The organism is Roseomonas acroporae (assembly GCF_023223525.1).
Lineage (GTDB): Bacteria > Pseudomonadota > Alphaproteobacteria > Acetobacterales > Acetobacteraceae > Roseomonas_E > Roseomonas_E acroporae.
In genome coordinates this window covers 1-17,561 of the sequence record NZ_JALPRX010000043.1, presented here as the reverse complement: position 1 = coordinate 17,561, position 17,561 = coordinate 1, and the positions used below count along the sequence as shown (strand labels likewise).

Here is a 17,561-nt window from a genome sequence, read left to right as displayed (position 1 = left end):
CCAGGCCCGCCGCGATCCCGGCGGCGGCCCGGCAGCGGACGGACATGCCGCCGCGGCGCTTCAGGGCATCCCGCTCGAGGTTCTGGTGCCCGCGATGCTGGCGGTGCGGCCCGGCGGCGGCCGCTTGCCGTCGGAGGCCAGAAAGGTCTGGTGCAGCTGCGCCGCCAGGCCGCGCAGGGAGCGGCCGATCGCGGCGTACTCGTACTCGTTGAGGTTGGCGAGCGAGGCCCGCCCCGAGGGATGCGGCGCGCCGAAGCCCTTGCCCGGCAGCAGGACGATGCCGGTCTCGGCGGCGACGCGGAACAGGATCTCGGTGGGGTTCTGCGTGTCGCGCACCCAGCCGGCGAATTCGGGGCCGTAGAGGGCCGATGCCACCTTCTCCAGGTCGATGAGCGTGTAGTAGTCGACCGAATTCGTGTCGTCGTCGAGCGGGACGCCGAGCTCGCGGTACAGCGCCTTCTTGCGGTTGCGGATGACCTTCTTCAGCGCGGCCTTGTAGCTGTCCTTGCCGTCCATGAGGGCGAAGAGCGAGAAGAGGAGCATCTGCACCTGCTGCGGCGTGGACAGGCCCGCAGTGTGGTTCAGCGCGACGCTGCGGCTGTCCGCCACCAGCCTGTCGAGGAAGGCGAGCTTCCGCACATCCGGGGTGAGCGAGCGGTAGCGTTCGTCGAGTGCCTTCTTGTCCTCTTCCGGCAGGGCGGCGAGGGCGCGGTCCAGCGTGTTGTCGCGGTGCATGGCGATCACGCCGAGGCGCCAGCCGGTGGCGCCGAAGTACTTGGAGAAGGAATAGACCAGGGCGGTGTTGCGCGGGCAGCGGGCGAACAGGGATTCGAAGTCGTCGGCGAAGGTGCCGTAGACGTCGTCGGTCAGGATGATCAGGTCCGGGCGCTTCTCCGCCACGATGGCGGCGATGGCCGCGAGGCCCTGGCCGTCGATCTTCACCGAGGGCGGGTTGCTGGGGTTGGTGACGAAGAAGACCTTCACCGCCGGATCGGCCAGCTTGTCCAGCTCGGCCTGGGGGAATTGCCAGCCCTTCTCCGGATCGGCGTTCACCGGCACCTCGACGAGCCGGTAGTCGGCGAGTTCCGGGATCTCGATATAGGGGGTGAAGACCGGCATGCCGATGGCGACCTTGTCGCCCGGCGCGATCAGCCGGTTCTCGCGCAGCGAGTTGAAGATGTAGGTCATGGCGGCGGTCCCGCCCTCCACCGCGAAGAGATCGACATCGGCGGAGGAGAGCAGACCGCCCACCATCTCCTTCACGATGTACTCGCGCACCACCTTCTCGGTCAGCTTCAGCATGCGCGGCGGCACGGGATACTCGCAGCCGAGGATGGCCTGGGCGATCTCGTGCACGAATTCCGGCTCGGGCAGGCCGATCTGGTCGCGCACGTAGGAGACGGCGCGGCGCAGGAAGGCGGCGCCGGGATCGTCGCGGTGGCGGGCGACGAAGCTCTCGAAGCGGGCGGTGATGCCGTCCAGGTGCGGCAGGCCGCCCACGCCCTCGGGCATGTAGGAGAAGGACATCTCCGACTCCTCGACCGCGAAGCGGCCCAGGGTGAAGAAGGCCTGGCGCGGCAGGGTGGCGAGGAAGTTCGGGTTGCCGCGCCCGGCATTGAGCATGGTGCGGCTGGCCTGGCTGGAGGCGAGGCTGATCAGCGTGTCCTTCAGCTCGAACGGGCTGAGCTGCGCGAGGCGGGCGTAGTCGACCTTGGCCATGGGATGTCCCCTGACAGGAGGGAGCCGGAGCGGCTGCGGGCCGGGCGGCGTACTCGACCGGCGGCCTGGAGAATGCGAAGGGCGAGGGCCGGAGCGGCTTCCGCATGACCGGCTCAGGCGAAAGCCGCTCCGGGGATGCGGGGCGTCAGGCGAGCAGCATGATGATGACCATGCCCCAGATGGTCAGCAGCGTGTTCCCGACGGCGTAGGTGACGGTGTAGCCGAGCGCCGGGATCTGGCTCTTCGCGCGATCGGTGATCATGCCGAGCGCGGCGGTGGTGGTGCGCGCCCCGGCGCAGCAGCCGAGGACGATCGCGTCGTCGAAGCGGAAGACGTACTTGCCGATGTAGAGCGCCAGGATCAGCGGCACCGAGGTGGCGAAGATGCCCCAGAGGAAGAGGCTGATCCCGACTTCGCGCACGCCGGCGACGAAGCTGGGCCCGGCGCTGATGCCCACCACGGCGATGAAGACGTTCAGACCGACCGAGTTCATGAACCAGAGCGCGGCGGGCGGGATGCGGCCGAAGGTGGGATGGATCGAGCGCAGCCAGCCGAAGAACAGGCCCGAGATCAGCGCGCCGCCGGCGGTGGAGAGGGTGAGCGGCACGGCGCCGACATGCCAGACCAGGGCGCCGACCAGGGTGCCGAGGACGATGGCGGCGCCGACGAAGGCGACGTCCGTGGCGTTGCCGCGCTGCTCGGCATGGCCGAGGGCCTGGGCCGAGGCCGCGATCTCCTGGGTCCGTCCGATCAGCGTCAGGACGTCGCCGCGATGGATCCGCGTGGCGGGGAGGATCGGGATCTCCGTGCCGGTGGCGCCGCGGCGGATGCGGCGCAGGAAGACGCCGTGCGCCGCGGGCCCGTGGCTGAGTTCCGCCAGCGTCCTGTTGTCCACGGCCTTCTGCGTGACGAGCACGTCGACGCCCACCATCGGGACGCTCAGCAGATCCGGATCGTCGACTTCCGTGGCCCGATGGCCCAGGAGATCGACCAGCACGCCGCGCGGCCCCGACACGGCGACGACGTCGCCCGCCTGGAGCACCGTGTCGCCCTTGGCCTCCAGGATCTTCCCGTCGCGGCGCAGGCGCTCCACGAAGAGACGGGCCTGGTCGTAGCTGGCCTCGGCCTCGGCGGCTGTCTTGCCGACCACCGGCATGCCCGCCTCCAGCCGGTAGGCGCGCAGCACGTAGTGGTGCCAGGCGCTGCCCTCCCCGCCCGGTTCCGGCTTGCCGCCCATGCGCGCCTCGTAGGCCTTGCAGGCGGCCTCCAGGTCGAAGCCCAGCAGCTTCGGTCCCAGCAGCGCCAGGATCAGGGCGGAGCCGATGGTGCCGTAGATGTAGGTGACGGCGTAGGCGACCGGCATGGCGTCGAGCAGCGGCCGGGTCTGCTCCGGCGGCAGGCCCAGACGGCTCACCGCATCCGTGGCGAGGCCGAGCGAGGCGGAGATGGTCTGCGAGCCGGCGAAGAGCCCCGCCGCATAGCCCAGGTCGTAGCCGGCGATGCGGGCGGCGAGCCAGGAGGCGGCGAGGCACAGGACGCAGACCACGGCCGAGAAGAGCGCCTGCGGCAGGCCGTCCTTCGCGATGCCGCGGACGAATTGCGGCCCGACGCCGTAGCCGATGGCGAAGAGGAACAGCAGGAAGAAGATGGATTTCACATTGGCCGAAACCGCGATGCCGAGCTGGCCTATCACGATCGCGGCGAGCAGCGTGGACGTGACGGCGCCGAGGCCGATGCCACGGATGCTGAAGGAGCCGACATAGTAGCCTATGGCCAGGGAAAGGAAGACGGCGATCTCCGGGTAGGTCCGGAGCGTTTCGGTCAACCAGTGCCACATGCGATCAGCAGCTCCGCCGGCGAACGTGATCGGCTTCCGGCGGATGTGAGGCCGGCATGGAACCGGCTCCGCACGGCTCCATGCGGGCCGGTCCGTCGCGTCGACGGGGCGCGCGGCGCCCGTTGCGAAGCCAGGTCGCGCGAACAGGCATGCGACGGTGTTCCAAGACGGCGCCTTCCGTTGAGGCAGAAGCGCAGGCTACGCGATGCGCGGCGCCTCGTCGGATCACCTTGCGGTGTCATGCCCGGGCGACGAGAAGCGGAATCTCCCGAGCCTTCCACGGAACATGACATTCCCACCGATCCGTTCCCGGACAGCATCCCATGCGCCGGCTTCGCGGAGAGGCCTGCCGGATCGGTCCCCGCGGAACTGCGAGGCCCGGTCGGCTTCGGTCGCAAGCCCTGCGATCCCGGCAGGCATGGGACATCGCCCACGCTTGCCGGAACGGGACGGCCTTGCCGTGGCCGCGGCTGGTCGCCTGTCCGGCGGGCGGCACGGGCCGTGCGGCCGGCGGCGCTGACCGGCCGGTCCCGGTTCGTGCGGGAATGACAGGCTCCTTCCCGCGGATGGATGGTTTGCCACGCAGCCGCGGCTGCCGCGGCGCGCCGTTCGAGATCCGCTGCCACCCGCCAGGCGCGCCCTGGGGGCTGGCCGGGTTCCCGTCGACCACCTTCGCGCAGCATCCCCGTGCCGAGACGGCCCGTGCGACGGCCCACCTGCGACATCCCCTCTGGCGCACCCCTCCGGCATACCCCTCTGGCGCCCCCCTCTGGCGCACCCGGCCGGTCGCGGTCTCTACTGGAATGCCGGAACAGGGAAACGCGTCTTGCGGCGGCTCCTCCTCGTCCTTGCCGTCTGCCTCGCCGCCGGCGGCACCATCGCCGCCGTCGACGGCGCGACCGAGCGCCAGCTGCGCGGCGCCGCCACGCGGCTGGCGGCCGCGCTCGGCAACGGCGCCGCCGTCACCTGGCGCGACGCGACCGCCGACCCGGTGCGCGGCACCGTCACCCTCGCCGGGGTCGAGCTGCGCCGCGGCACGCTGACGGTCACGGCCGCCGAGCTGACCCTCACCGGCCTGCACGACTTCGGCTTCCGCGCGGCGGTGGCGCGCGACCTGCGCCTGGCCAATCCGCAGCAGGTCGGCCGCGGCACCGTCGCGAGCCTCTCGCTCGGCAGCCTCGTCCTGCCGCCCCCGCCCGCCGCGGGCCGCCCGCCCCTGCCGCTCACCCTGGAGCGCGGCACGCTGGAGGGCTTCCGCTTCGAGGTGGCGGATGGCAGCCTCGTGCTGGACCGGCTGGAACTCGCCGGCCTCGCCGTGGCCGCCGCCGCGCTGCGCGGCGAGCGCACCGGCACCACGCCCTTCACCCTCGACCGCGGCACGCTGGCCGGCCTCGCGGTGCGCGCGCCGGACGAGGCGGCAAGCCTCGGCAGCCTCACTTTGGAAGGCCTGCTGCCGGGCCGCATGGCGCGCCTCGCCCTGGCCGATGCCGGGCTCGAATTCTCCTACCGCAACGCCCCCGTGGCGCTGCGGCTGGAGCGCGCTTCGGCGGACGGGCTCGACCTCGTCGCGATCATCGAGGCCTCGCTGGCCGGACGCGAGCCGCCGCTGCAGATGACGCCCTCCAGCCTGCAGGTGCAGGGGCTGGAGGGGCGCGCGGCGAACGGCGTGTCCGGCCGGCTCGGCTCGCTGGCCATGTCCTTCGGGGTGGAGGAGGGGCGGCGCGTGCTGCGCACCAGCGCCGGCGCCATCGCCTTCGATGCCGGCGAGGCCGGGGCCGCGCCGCTCCGCGCCCTCGGCTACGACCGGCCGAATTTCAGCCTGGCGATGACGCTCTATCACGACGCGGCGCACGACGACGCGCTCTACGGCGGGGTGACGGTGATCGGCCGGCACATGGGCCAGCTCGGCGCCACCGTGCGGCTCACCGGCGTGCCGCTCGACATCAAGCCGGACCCGCAGGCGCTGCTCGCGGTGATGCGGCTGCAGGATTTCAGCCTGACCTACAGCGACTACTCGCTGCTGCCGCGGCTCGCCCGGCGGGGCGCGCTGGATGACGGCACCGACGAGGCGACCCAGCGCGAGCGCCTGGTGCGGCAGGCCGATGCCGTGCTGCACCCGGCGGCCGCCGCCGGCCCGCGCGCCGCCGCGCTGCGCGAGGCCGTACTCGCCTTCCTGCGCGCCCCGGGGACGATCAGCCTGGTCGGCCATCCCTGGCCGCAGATGGCGGAACCGGAGCTGAGCGGGCTGCCGGCGGCGCTGTCGCGGCCCGAGGCGCTCGGCCGCCTCGCCGAGCGGGTGGCGCTGGTGGCGCAGGCCGGCCCGCTGCCGCCGGCGTTGCGCGCCAACCTGCCGGATACGATCAGCCTGCCGCCCGCCGCCCCTCCCGCTGAACCTCCCGCTGGCCCTCCTGCCGGCCCCGGAACGCCACCCGCAGCCTGGCCGCCGGCCGCGTCAGGGCCCGGCCCGGCGCCCGGCATCCCGGCGCCCGGCATCCCGTCACCCGGCGCCACGCTCCCTGGCGCCCTCCCGCCCGGCGCCGACCCCGCCGCGCCGGTCACGCCACCCGCGGCGCTGCCCGGCGTGCCGCCGCGCGATGGCGGCCTGGCCCTCGTGCCGTCGCTGCCGCCCGTGCCCCCTGCGGCAACGCCGGGCGAGCAGCCGGATGTCGCGCTGTCGCGGCCGCCGCCCCTGCCGCGCAAGCCCGGCCCCGGGGTGGCCGCCCGGCCCGCGCCCCTTCCCGCGCCTGCCGGCGTGAAGCCGGAGCCCGCGCCTGCCGCAACGCGCCGGCCATCGCCGCCGGCCGCACGCCCGGGCGTCAAGCCGGAGCCGCCGGCGCCTGCCGCCATGGCACCAGCCCCGTCCCCTGCCGCACCACGGTTGAGCGGCAAGCCGCCGCCCGCGTAGCCTGCGCCATGCCGGGCGGGCGACCCGGACGGGAGGAGACGCATGACCCATCGACGCACCCTGCTGGCCGCCACCCTGGCGCTGCCCACCCTGGTGCTGCCGGCCCTGCGCCCGGCCCGCGCCGACCAGGCCGGCTGGCCGGACCGGCCGCTGCGCCTGGTGATCGGCGCCAATGCCGGCGGTGCCTCGGACATCTTCCTGCGCATGATGGAGACGCGGCTGCGCGAGCGGCTGGGCCAGCCCATGGTGATCGACCCGCGCCCCGGCGCCGGCGGCATGGTGGGGGCGGAGGTCGTGGCGCGCTCGCCACCGGACGGCTACACCTTCTTCGTCAACCACATCGCCTCGCACGGCATCGGCCCGAGCCTGTACCGCCGGCTCTCCTTCGACCCGCTGCGCGACGTGCCGGGCGTGGTGCGCCTCGCCGCGCTGCCCAACGTGCTGATCGTCAAGCCGGACACGCCGGCGCGCGACGTCGCCGGGCTGGTCGCGCTGATGAAGGCCGAGCCGCGGCGCGCCGTGTTCGCCTCGGCCGGCTCCGGCACCTCCTCGCATCTCGGCGGCGTGCTGTTCGGCCAGCGCGTCGGCGTCGAGGTGACGCACGTGCCCTATCGCGGCACCGCGCCCAGCATGGCGGCGGTGATGAACGGCGAGGTGCTGTTCGCCATCGACAACGCCCCCGCCTCGCGCCAGCAGGTGCTGGCCGGGATGCTGCGGGCCATCGGCGTCAGCACCGCGCGGCGCGCCAGCACCATGCCGGAGCTGCCGACGCTGCAGGAGCAGGGCGTGCCGGACTTCGACGTCTCCTCCTGGTACGGCATCGCCGCGCCGGCCGGCGTGCCGCGCCCGATCGTCGAGCGCCTGTCCGCCGAGATCCAGGATGCGCTGAACGACCCGACGATCGCGCAGCGCGTGCGCGAGTACGGCGCCGAGCCGGCGCCGCTCGGCCCCGCGGCCTACGACGACTTCATGCGCGCCGAGGTGGCGCGCTGGGCGCCGTTGGTGCGCGCGGCGGGGGTGACGGTGGACTGACCGTGGCGGCGCGACCGACCGCTCCGCCCTCGGACGGAAAGGTGCCGGCGGGGCCTCGCGCGCCAGCCGGGAGGCGCGCCCCGCCCCGGCTTCTCTCCACGGCGACACCGACCGAGGCGACATCGTGGAAGGCATCCGGCTTCTCCACGGTCACCCGCACCCGCAGCACCCGCGGGTCGGCCAGGGCGGCCATCGCGATCCGTTCCGCCAGGGTTTCCACCAGCATGGTGTGGCGGCGGCCGGCCTCGGCGCGGGCCGCCTCCACCACGCGCTCGTAGTCCACCACCCGGCCCAGCTCGTCCCGGCCGACGCCGGCGGCCGCGGCGTCGTCCTCCACCGCCATCTCCACGCCGATCACGATTCGCTGCGGCGCCGCCTTCTCGTGCGGGTGCACCCCGAGCAGCGCCTGCAGCGTCAGGCCCCGGACGAAGACCCGGCGCAGCGGCGGGCCGCCGCCCGGGCCGGAACCGATGCTCACGCCGCGCCGCTGGCCGTTGCCGGCCGGACGCCGAGGATGTGGGCGATGGCGTAGGTCAGGTCGGGCCGGTTCAGCGTGTAGAAGTGGAACTCGTCCACGCCGTTGGCCTGCAGCGTGCGCACCTGCTCGGCCGCGACGATGCTGGCCACGATGCGCCGGATCTCCGGGTCCTCCTCGGTGCCCTCGAACAGGTGCCCCAGCCAGGCCGGCACGGCGGTGCCGCACATCGCCGAGAAGCGGGCCGCCTGCGCGTAGTTGGACACCGGCATGATGCCCGGCACGATCGGCGCGGTGATGCCGGCCGCCAGGCAGCGATCGAGGAAGCGCAGATAGGTCGCGGTGTCGAAGAAGTACTGGGTGATCGCGCGCGTCGCGCCGGCGTCGAGCTTGCGCCTGAGGTTGTCGAGGTCGTCCTCGGGGCTGCGCGCCGCCGGGTGCGTCTCGGGATAGGCGGCGACCGAGATCTCGAAATCCCCGATCCGCCGCAGCCCGGCCACGAGGTCGCAGGCATAGTCGTAGCCGCCGGGATGCGGGGCGTAGGCACCGCCGCCGGGCGCGTCGCCGCGCAGCGCCACGATGTGGCGCACCCCCGCCTCCCGGTAGCCGCGCGCGACCGCGTCCACCTCCTCGCGCGTGGCGCCGACGCAGGTCAGGTGCGCGGCCGGCACGAGATCCGTCTCCGCGGCGAGGCGCGAGACGGTGGCGTGGGTGCGGGCATGGGTGCTGCCGCCCGCGCCGTAGGTCACCGAGACGAAGCGCGGCCGGAGCGGCGCGAGGCGCCGGATGCAGGCCCAGAGCTGCTGCTCCAGCGCCTCCGTCCTCGGCGGGAAGAACTCGAAGGAGAGCTGCGGCGGCGCCTGGTCCGCCTGCCGTGCCGGCAGCGGGCCGATCCGCTCGCCGGCCATCCAGCGTTGCAGGGTCGGGGTGAGCTTGGCCATGCTGGTCACGCGGCAATCCTCTCGAAATCGATCCGGTGGCGAAGGGTGGATGGCGGGCGGGGCCGCGGCGCCACGCGGCCCCGCCCGACGCGCCTCAGGCGGCGGCGCGGGCCGCCCGGGCGGCGGCCACCATGTTCCCGATGGCCAGCCGCACCTCGGGCCACTTGCGGGTCTTGAGGCCGCAATCGGGGTTGACCCAGAGCTGGTCGGCCGGCAGGCGCCGCGCCGCGGCGCGCAGCAGCCCGGTCATCTCGTCCACCGCCGGCACGCGCGGGGAGTGGATGTCGTACACGCCGGGGCCGATCTCCGCCGGGTAGCGGTAGCCGGCGAAGGCGTCGAGCAGCTCCATCCGCGAGCGCGCGGTCTCGATCGAGATCACGTCCGCGTCCATCGCGCCGATCGAGGCGATGATGTCGTTGAACGCCGAGTAGCACATGTGCGTGTGGATCTGCGTCGCGTCGGCCACGCCCGACGCGGCGAGGCGGAAGCACTCCACGGCCCAGTCGAGATAGGCCTGCCACTCGCCCCGGCGCAGCGGCAGCCCCTCGCGCAGCGCCGCCTCGTCGATCTGGATGATGGCGGCGCCCGCCTTCTCCAGGTCCACCACCTCGTCGCGGATCGCGAAGGCGATCTGGCGGCAGGTGGCGCTGCGCGGCTGGTCGTCGCGCACGAAGGACCAGTTGAGGATCGTCACCGGCCCGGTGAGCATGCCCTTCATCGGCCGGTCGGTGAGCGACTGGGCGTAGCGCCACCACGCCACCGTCATCGGTCGCGGCCGCGACACGTCGCCGTAGATGATGGGCGGGCGCACGCAGCGCGAGCCGTAGGACTGCACCCAGGCGGACTTCGTGAAGGCGAAGCCGGCGAGCTGCTCGCCGAAGTACTGCACCATGTCGTTGCGCTCGAACTCGCCGTGCACCAGCACGTCGAGCCCGACCTCCTCCTGCCAGCGGACGGTGCGGGCCGTCTCCTCGCGCAGGAAGGCCTCGTAGTCGGCGTCGCCGATCGCGCCCCTGTCGTGGTCGGCGCGGGCCTTGCGCACCGCCGGCGTCTGCGGGAAGGAGCCGATGGTGGTGGTGGGGTAGGCCGGCAGGCCGAGCCGGTCGCGCTGCACCGCGCGCCGCACCTCGAAGGCGGAGCCGCGCTGCGCCAGGGCGGCGTCGTCCTGGCGGGCGCGCGCCTGCACGGCCGGGTCGTTGATGCGCGGCGAGGTGCGGCGCGAGCCGACCGCGGCCGAGGCCGCCTCCAGCGTGGCGCGCACGCTGTCGCGGCCCTGGTTCAGCGCCTTCGCCAGCACGGCGAGCTCGGCGACCTTCTGCACCGCGAAGGCCAGCCAGTTCCTGATCTCGGGATCCAGCGCGGTCTCGCGGTCGAGGTCGATCGGGGTGTGCAGCAGCGAGCAGGACGGGGCCAGGATCAGCGCCCGCCCCGACGCCGCCACCGGCTCCACGCGGTCGAGGATCGCCGCGAGGTCGGCCTTCCAGACGTTGCGCCCGTCGATCACGCCGAGCGACAGCACGAGGTCCGGCCGCGCGCCGGCGACCACGGCATCGAGCTGCTCCGGCGCGCGCACTAGGTCGACATGCAGCCCGTGCACCGGCAGCGACAGCGCGGTGGCGAGGTTGTCCCCGAGCGCGCCGAAATAGGTCGCGAGCATCAGCTTCAGCCCCGGCGCCGCGCCGGCGAGCGCCGCATAGGCGTCGCGCAGCGCGGCGCGGTCGGTCTGGTCGAGGTCGAGCACGAGGCAGGGCTCGTCGATCTGCACCCATTCGGCGCCGGCGGCGGCCAGGCGGCGCAGCATCTCGGCATAGACCGGCAGCAGCGCCGGCAGCAGGCGGCGCTGGTCGAAGCCCTCGGTGCGGCTCTTGCCAAGCTTGAGGAAGGTCACGGGGCCGACCAGCACGGGGCGGGTGACGATGCCCTGCGCCCTGGCCTCCAGGAATTCGTCCACCGCCTTGGTCGAGGAGAGGGCGAAGCGCTGCCCCTCGGCGAATTCCGGCACGAGATAGTGGTAGTTCGTGTCGAACCATTTGGTCATCTCGGCGGCCGGCGCGCCTTCGCCGTCATGGGCGTGGCCGTGGGCGCAGCCCTCGTGGTGCGCATGCCCGCCCCCGGGACCACCCTGGGAGCCGCGCGCCATGGCGAAGTAGGTGGCCAGAGGCACCGGCCCGCCCTTCCAGCCATGGATCGCCGGGATCGCGCCGACCATGACGCTGGTGTCCAGCACCTGGTCGTAGAGCGAGAAGTCGTTGGAGGGGACGATGTCGGCGCCGAGGTCGCGCTGGCGCGCCCAGGCCCTGGCGCGCAGATCGGCCGCGGTCGCGAGCAGCGCCGCCGCGTCCGACCTGCCGGCCCAGTGGCTTTCCAGCGCGGTCTTGAGTTCGCGCCGGGGCCCGATCCTCGGGAAGCCCAGCGTGGCGACGGTGACGGTCATTGGCAGCCTCGAACCAGCGTTGTGGCAGGGCTGCCGACGGGCGCACGGGCACAGCCGCGCGGCCAGGAGGTATCCGGGCGGCCGCGCGTCGCACGGGCGGCCGCCCGGACACCCCGCCGGAGGACGTTATGTGTCGGGGCAGGTCTCCTGGCTCGCGGGTCGCCGCGGCTGTCCGGCCTTCCCAGGGCGCGAGCCCCAGTGACCATCTCGGACAGCCGCTCGCCGCTGACAGTTGCGGGGGCAGCGCCGGCCTCGCACCGGCTTCCCTCTTAGCGCCGCGCTGCCGAGGGGCAGGCGGAGAACCACGACGGCCCCAGCCTGCATCAGGGCGGCGAGGGGGTCAACAGAAATAAAGATATCTTTATATAGCGATATTCGTACGGCTTGCCTTCCGGCGTCGCCGGCTGCCCGCCATGCAGCCACGGTCTCCGGCCTCGCTGCCCACGCCATGCCATCCGCCACCGCGAAAGCCGGGACGGGCACCGCCACGCTGACGAGCCGATACCGGAATGGTTTGGCCGGGACAGGCCGGCTGACGCCCCACGCCCTCGGGGCCCATCCCGGTTGCCGCTTCGCGGCCGAGATCGTCGGCCACGCGGCGGGGCTGCATCACGTGTCCGGCCCTCCCAGGGGCGACGCACGCTGCGGGCTGCTGCCCGTCCCGCGCCCGGCACGGGCATCCACGACTAGCCACGATCCCTGCGACGGAACCGGCGAGCGGCGGGGCTCAGTCGATCCTGATGTCGGCGGCGCGGATGACCTCGCCCCACTTCGTGGTCTCGGCACGCACGAAGGCGGCCAGCTCGGCCGGCGTGCCGCCGACGGCGGTGCCGCCCTGCTCAGCCAGGCTGCGGCGGACCTCGTCGCGGCGCAGCGCGCCGGCCGCCGCGTCGTGCAGGATGGCGATCCGGTCCGGCGGCGTGCCGGCGGGCACGAAGAGGGCATACCAGGTGCCCGAGATCACGTCCCGCGCGCCGGCCTCCGCCATGGTCGGCACGTCGGGCAGCACGGCGAGGCGCCGATCGGCGGTCACCGCCAGCGCCGGCAGCGCGCCGCCGCGTATGTGCGAGAGCACCACCGGCACGTCGGCCAGGAGCAGGTCGATGGTGCCGGCGAGCAGGTCGGTCACGGCGGGCGCCGCGCCGCGGTAGGGCACATGGACGATGTCGATGCCCGTGCGCAGCCGGAACAGCTCGCCGGCCAGGTGCGGCGAGCTGCCGCTGCCGGCCGAGCCGTAGCTGAGCCGGCCGGGCTCGCGCTTCGCCAGGGCCACCAGCTCCGCCACCGAGCGCACGCCGAGCTTCGGGCTGACCACGAGGATCTGCGGCACGGTGACGGCCAGGGTGACGGGCGCCAGATCCTTCTGCACGTCGTAGGCGATGCGCGGCATGATCTGCGGCAGCACCGTCAGCGCCCCGGTGGAGGCGAGCACCATGGTCAGCCCGTCCGGCCGGCTGCGCGCCACCGCCTCCACGCCCACCATGCCGCCGGCGCCGGAGCGGCTGTCCACCACCACGGGCTGGCGCAGCCGCTCGCCCATCGGCTGGCCGATCAGCCGGGCGACGATGTCGGCCGGGCCGCCCGCCGCGAAGGGGACGATCAGGCGCACCGGCTGGTCGGGGAACGGCGCCTGCGCGAAGGCGGGGGCGAAGGCCGGGACGGCGGCGAGCGCGGGGGCCGCGAGCAGCGCGAGGCTGCGGCGTCGGGTCAGCATCGGTTCTCTCCTGGTTTCCTCCCGGGGCGGCGGCGGGCCGGGGGGCCGCGCGGGCGCCCCGGCCGGGCGCCTACCGCCCGTGGAAGACGGGCCGGCGCTTCTCGGCGAAGGCGCGCTGCGCCTCGCGCGTGTCCTCGGTGCGGGCCAGCGCCACGGTCTGCGTCTGCTCGTAGCGGTAGCCGTCGCGCAGCGGCATCTCCTCGGTGAGGTTGAAGGAGCGCTTGGCGGCCTGCACGGCGAGCGGCGCCTTGGCCGCGATCTCGCGCGCGACCGCGGTCGCCTCCGCCACCAGCCGCTCGCGCGGGACGCAGAGCGAGGCGGCGTTCATGCGCAGCAGCTCCGGCCCGGTCATGCGGCGCGCCGTGTAGATCATCAGCCGCGCATCGGACTGGCCGAGGAAGCGCAGCACGTGCCGCACGCCGCCGGCGAGGCCGACATCCACCTCGGTCATGGAGAGGAACGCCTCCTCCGCCACCACCAGGATGTCGCAGCACAGCGCCAGCACGCAGCCGGCGCCGATCGCGGCGCCGTTCACCGCGGCGACGACGGGCTTGGCGCACTCCATCACCGCGTCGAAGGAGGCGCGGACCAGCCGGTTGTGGCGCGGATAGGCGCCGGCCTCCCCGGCGAGGTTCGGCCGCTCGCGCAGGTCGGCGCCGGCGGAGAAGGCGCGGCCCTCGCCGGTCAGCACGATGGCGCGCACCGCGTCGGTGTCGCTCAGCACGTCGAAGACGCGCACGATTTCCTCGCGGAAGCGGCGGTCCTGCGCGTTGACCGGCGGCGCGGTGATGGTGACGGTCGCGACGTGTTCGTCCAGCTCGACGCGGAAGCGTTCCAGCCCGTCCAGTCCTGCGATCATGGGGTTCCTCCTGTGTCCGGCCGCGCGGGCGGGAACTGTTCGGCCGCCGGGGCGGCGAGTCCTATTCCGCCGCGCGCGCGGCGAGGCGGGCGGGGGCGAGCGGCGCGAGGCCGGAATCGGGCGCCGCCAGCACCGGGGCGACGCCGTCGGGTAGCGGGATCTCGTGCGCGTTCAGCGTCATCGAGACCATGGTGTAGTAGCCGATGACGGCGGTCAGCTCGACGACGCCGCGCGCGCCCCAGCGCTCCAGCGCCGCCGCGTAGAGGGCGGGCGGCACCTGGCCGTGCAGCTGCAGGGCGCGCGCGAAGTCGTACACCAGCGCGTCGTCGGGTTCGTCGAAGACCGGCGCTTCGCCCTGGCGGATGGCCTCGATGGCGGCCTCGGGGATGCCGGCCGCGGCGGCGGCGCGGGCATGCACCCACCACTCCACCTGGCTCGACCAGCGGCGGCCGGTGACGACGATCGCCAGCTCGTTGAGGCGCTTCGGCAGCGAGGTGCCGTAGCGCAGGAACTCGCCGAGGGCCGACCAGCGCGCGGCGAGGTCCGGGCTGTGGATCACGGCGCGCAGCGGGCCGATCACCTGGCCGCGCGGGCCGGCGACCACGCCGTCGTGCACGCGCCGCTGCTCGGGCGACATCTCGTCCGGCGTGGGCAGGGGGATGCGCGCCATGGCTCGGCTCCTCAGATCACGCCGCGCGCGGCGAGGCCGGCGGCTTCCGTCTCGTCCAATCCGAGCTCCGCCAGCACCTCCGCCGTGTGCTGGCCGAGCGTCGGCGGGGCGCGGTCGAAGCGCAGCGGCGCCCCGGCGAAGCGCAGCGGGCTGACCACCTGCGGCACCGTGCCGGCCACCGGGTGCGGCAGCTCGCGCAGCATGGCGCGGTGCCGCACCTGCGGGTCCGCGAAGACCTGCGGGATGGTGTTGATCGGCGCGCAGGGCACGCCCGCCGCGTCCAGCGCCCGCATCAGCGCGTCGCGGTCGAATTCGGCGAAGCGCGCGGCGAGCAGCGGCGAGAGCGCCGCTTCGTGGCGCACGCGGGCGGCGTTGGTGGCGAAGCGCTCGTCGGTGCCGAGCGCCGGCCGGCCGATCGCCTCGCACAGCTTGCGGAACTGGCCGTCGTTGCCGACGGCGAGCACGAAGTGGCCGTCGGCGCAGGCGAACACGTCCTGCGGCTGGATGTTGGGGTGGCGGTTGCCGCCGCGCTTCGGCGCCTTGCCGGAGAGCAGCCAGTTCATCGCCTGGTTGCCGAGGAAGGCCGTCTGCACGTCGAGCATGGCGAGGTCGATGGTCTCGCCCTCGCCGGTCTCGGCGCGGCGCGCCAGGGCGGCCAGCACGGCGACGGCGGCGTACATGCCGGTCATCAGGTCGACGATCGGCACGCCGACCTTCTGCGGCCCAGCGCCCGGCATGCCGTCGCGCTCGCCGGTGACCGACATCAGCCCGCCCATGGCCTGGATCGCGAAGTCGTAGGCGGCCTGCTCGTGGCGCGGCCCGTCCTGGCCGAAGCCGGTGACGGAGCAGTAGATCAGGCGCGGGTTGACGGCGCGCAGCGACGCGGCGTCGAGCCCGTAGCGGGCCAGCGCGCCGGCCTTGAAGTTCTCCAGCACGATGTCGGCGCCCTCGGCGAGGCGGCGGATGATCGCCTGCCCCTCGGGCTTCGCCATGTCCACGGTGACGGAGCGCTTGCCGCGGTTCACCGCCAGGAAGTAGCCGGCATCCTTCGTCGGGTTGCCGTCGCGGTCCGCCAGGAAGGGCGGGCCCCAGCCGCGCGTGTCGTCGCCGGCGCCGGGGCGTTCCACCTTGATGACGTCGGCGCCGAGATCGGCCAGGATCTGCGTCGCCCAGGGCGCCGCCATGATGCGGCTGAGGTCGAGCACGCGGATGTGGGAGAGCGGCCCCTGCCGCGCGGGGGCCTCGTTCGCCGCTTCAGTCATCGATCACCGCCGTGGCGAGGGCGGAGGGACGGGCGGCGAAGCCGGCGTGCCAGTCGGCGAGGGCCGGGCGGCCCTCCCGCCAGGGCAGGTCGGGGAAGCGGAAGTCGAGGTAGGAGAGCGCGCAGCCGGTCGCGATGTGGCCGATGTCGAAGGGCAGCGCGGCGAAGGCCGGGGTGTCGCGCTCCAGCCGGTCCAGCGTGGCGGCGGCCTTCACGGCGAAGCTTTCCAGCCACTCGGCAGTGCGCGCCGCCTCGGGCTTGTCGCGCTCGTTGCGCCAGAGGATGAGCAGGTCGAGCAGCCCGTTGCCGAGGGCGTGGCGCGTCAGCGCCGGCCAGCGCGCGGCCCCTTCCGGGAACAGGCGGGCGCCATGGCCGTCCTTCCCGGCGAGGTCGTCGAGGTACTCGATGATGGTCAGGCTGTCGAACAGCGCGCTGCCGTCCGCGAGCACCAGGGTCGGGATCTTGCTCAGCGGGTTGTCGGGCAGCAGCACCGGGTTCGGCGCGCCGAGGCGCACCACGGTGCGCACCGTCTCGATCCGGTCCGCCAGACCGAGCTCGTGGGCCGCGATCATCACCTTGCGCACGAAGGGCGAGCGCGGAGACCAGTGCAGCTTCATGCGTTGGGCCATGGGCGGTTCCGATTCGGCATGGACGTTCCCTCAATGAGCATTAGGCTAGCTATATGACCTTTTGACGCAGGCGAGCCTGCTTGTCCAGCCTTTCCCGCGCTACTTCAGCTTCAGGTCGATCCGCACCACGTCGCCGCGGTAGATTCCGTCGGCCACCAGCACCAGCGTGCCCTTCGCGTCCACCGCCGCGCGGTGGACGAAGGCCACGGGCGCGTTCAGCGGCAGGCGCAGCGCGTCGGCGCTTTCCACGTCGGCCACGCCGATGGTCAGGGTCTGGCGCGCATCCGTCACCTGCACGCCCTTGAGGCCGGAGACCAGGCGCAGCGCGGTCTTGCTGGTCAGGTCCGCGGGCGTGACGAGGGGCGAGAGGCGGGAATCGAGATACACGTCGGCCAGCAGGAAGGGCTGCCCGTCGCGCCAGTGCCGGCGGCGTATGTGGCGGTAGCGCGGCGCCTTGGTGCCGATGCTGTCCGGGATGGCGTCGCCGGGCAGCCCGTCCGTGTCCGAGAGGATCTCGATCTCGGCGCCCTCGCGCGAGCGCAGCAGGCCGTTCCAGTCCGCCTCCACGTCGCACCACAGGCGGTTGGCGGGCGCCTTGCGCACGAAGGTGCCCTTGGCGCGGAAGCGCTCGATCAGCCCGTCCGCCTCCAGCGCGTCCAGCGCCTGGCGGATGGTGGCGCGCGCCACGCTGCACTCGGCGGCCAGCTCGTCCACCGTGGGGATCTGCCGGCCGAGCTTCCAGGCGCCGGTCTCGATCCGGCGGCGGAACAGGGTGGCGAGCTGGATGTAGCGCGGCACGGCGCTGCGGCTGAGGTCGAGGCGGCCGGCGGGGGCGTCGGCGGGGCTGCTAATGGGGTTGCCAGCGGAGTCGCCAGCGGGGCTGCCAGAGGGGCTGCCAGCGGGGCTTCCGATGGGACCGCCGGTGGGGCCGCTGGCGGGATTGCCGGCCCGGGAGCGGGAGCGCGGCTGCGGGGGGGCATCCATGCCCCGTTGTCGCATATCCGCCGGCGGGGGTCGAAGCGCCGGTCCGGAGCCGGCCGGCCGGGGCGCCACCCCGGCACGGCGCGCGGCGGCCCGCGCCGGCC

13 protein-coding genes and 1 riboswitch are annotated in these 17,561 nt (G+C 73.9%); of the genes, 2 read left to right on the top strand and 11 right to left on the bottom strand.

Translation table 11 applies throughout. The annotated features are described in order from the left end of the window. Positions 1 to 60: 60 nt before the first annotated feature. Together M0638_RS10985 and aspT are read right to left on the bottom strand one after the other, a co-directional pair. A complete protein-coding gene (locus M0638_RS10985) occupies positions 61 to 1,719 on the bottom strand; it encodes a bifunctional aspartate transaminase/aspartate 4-decarboxylase (RefSeq protein ID WP_248667030.1) in 1,659 nt (552 codons plus the stop codon). Between the two features lie 145 nt (positions 1,720 to 1,864). After that, on the bottom strand, positions 1,865 to 3,544 hold the full coding sequence (gene aspT / locus M0638_RS10980; RefSeq protein WP_248667029.1) for an aspartate-alanine antiporter: 1,680 nt from the start codon (positions 3,542 to 3,544) through the stop codon (positions 1,865 to 1,867). Between the two features lie 838 nt (positions 3,545 to 4,382). On the opposite strand from aspT, the gene M0638_RS10975 reads away from it, so the two are divergent. Both M0638_RS10975 and M0638_RS10970 read left to right on the top strand, forming a co-directional pair. Then, positions 4,383 to 6,461, top strand: coding sequence for a hypothetical protein (locus M0638_RS10975; RefSeq protein WP_248667028.1), 2,079 nt, complete (start codon positions 4,383 to 4,385; stop codon positions 6,459 to 6,461). Positions 6,462 to 6,503: 42 nt separating this feature from the next. Further along, positions 6,504 to 7,493, top strand: coding sequence for a Bug family tripartite tricarboxylate transporter substrate binding protein (locus tag M0638_RS10970; protein WP_248667027.1), 990 nt, complete (start codon positions 6,504 to 6,506; stop codon positions 7,491 to 7,493). Here M0638_RS10970 and folB read toward each other — a convergent pair. The 9 genes from folB to M0638_RS10925 form a co-directional block, all read right to left on the bottom strand. After that, positions 7,429 to 7,971 carry a dihydroneopterin aldolase gene (gene folB, locus M0638_RS10965; protein ID WP_345893020.1) on the bottom strand — a complete coding sequence of 181 codons (543 nt, stop codon included), beginning with the start codon at positions 7,969 to 7,971 and terminating at the stop codon, positions 7,429 to 7,431. The genes M0638_RS10970 and folB overlap by 65 nt on opposite strands. Beyond that, a complete protein-coding gene (gene metF, locus M0638_RS10960) occupies positions 7,968 to 8,909 on the bottom strand; it encodes a methylenetetrahydrofolate reductase [NAD(P)H] (RefSeq protein WP_408903376.1) in 942 nt (313 codons plus the stop codon). Before metF ends, folB begins: the two co-directional genes overlap by 4 nt. 94 nt (positions 8,910 to 9,003) lie before the next feature. After that, a complete protein-coding gene (metE, locus tag M0638_RS10955; protein WP_248667026.1) occupies positions 9,004 to 11,343 on the bottom strand; it encodes a 5-methyltetrahydropteroyltriglutamate--homocysteine S-methyltransferase in 2,340 nt (779 codons plus the stop codon). 120 nt (positions 11,344 to 11,463) lie between these two features. Continuing rightward, positions 11,464 to 11,665, bottom strand: a riboswitch (cobalamin riboswitch). 405 nt (positions 11,666 to 12,070) lie between these two features. Next, on the bottom strand, positions 12,071 to 13,057 hold the full coding sequence (locus tag M0638_RS10950) for a tripartite tricarboxylate transporter substrate binding protein (RefSeq protein ID WP_248667025.1): 987 nt from the start codon (positions 13,055 to 13,057) through the stop codon (positions 12,071 to 12,073). 70 nt (positions 13,058 to 13,127) lie between these two features. Further along, complete coding sequence (locus M0638_RS10945; RefSeq protein WP_248667024.1) at positions 13,128 to 13,916, bottom strand: enoyl-CoA hydratase/isomerase family protein; 789 nt, start codon at positions 13,914 to 13,916, stop codon at positions 13,128 to 13,130. A 61-nt stretch (positions 13,917 to 13,977) separates the two neighbouring features. Next, positions 13,978 to 14,586, bottom strand: a complete 609-nt coding sequence (locus M0638_RS10940) for a carboxymuconolactone decarboxylase family protein (protein ID WP_248667023.1) — start codon at positions 14,584 to 14,586, stop codon at positions 13,978 to 13,980. A gap of 11 nt (positions 14,587 to 14,597) precedes the next feature. Continuing rightward, positions 14,598 to 15,848, bottom strand: coding sequence for a CaiB/BaiF CoA transferase family protein (locus M0638_RS10935; RefSeq protein WP_248667022.1), 1,251 nt, complete (start codon positions 15,846 to 15,848; stop codon positions 14,598 to 14,600). Beyond that, entirely contained in the window at positions 15,841 to 16,476 is a 636-nt protein-coding gene (locus M0638_RS10930) for a glutathione S-transferase family protein (protein WP_248667021.1), read from the bottom strand. Before M0638_RS10930 ends, M0638_RS10935 begins: the two co-directional genes overlap by 8 nt. Positions 16,477 to 16,575: 99 nt before the next feature. Further along, on the bottom strand, positions 16,576 to 17,274 hold the full coding sequence (locus M0638_RS10925; RefSeq protein WP_248667020.1) for a GntR family transcriptional regulator: 699 nt from the start codon (positions 17,272 to 17,274) through the stop codon (positions 16,576 to 16,578). Positions 17,275 to 17,561: the final 287 nt, after the last annotated feature.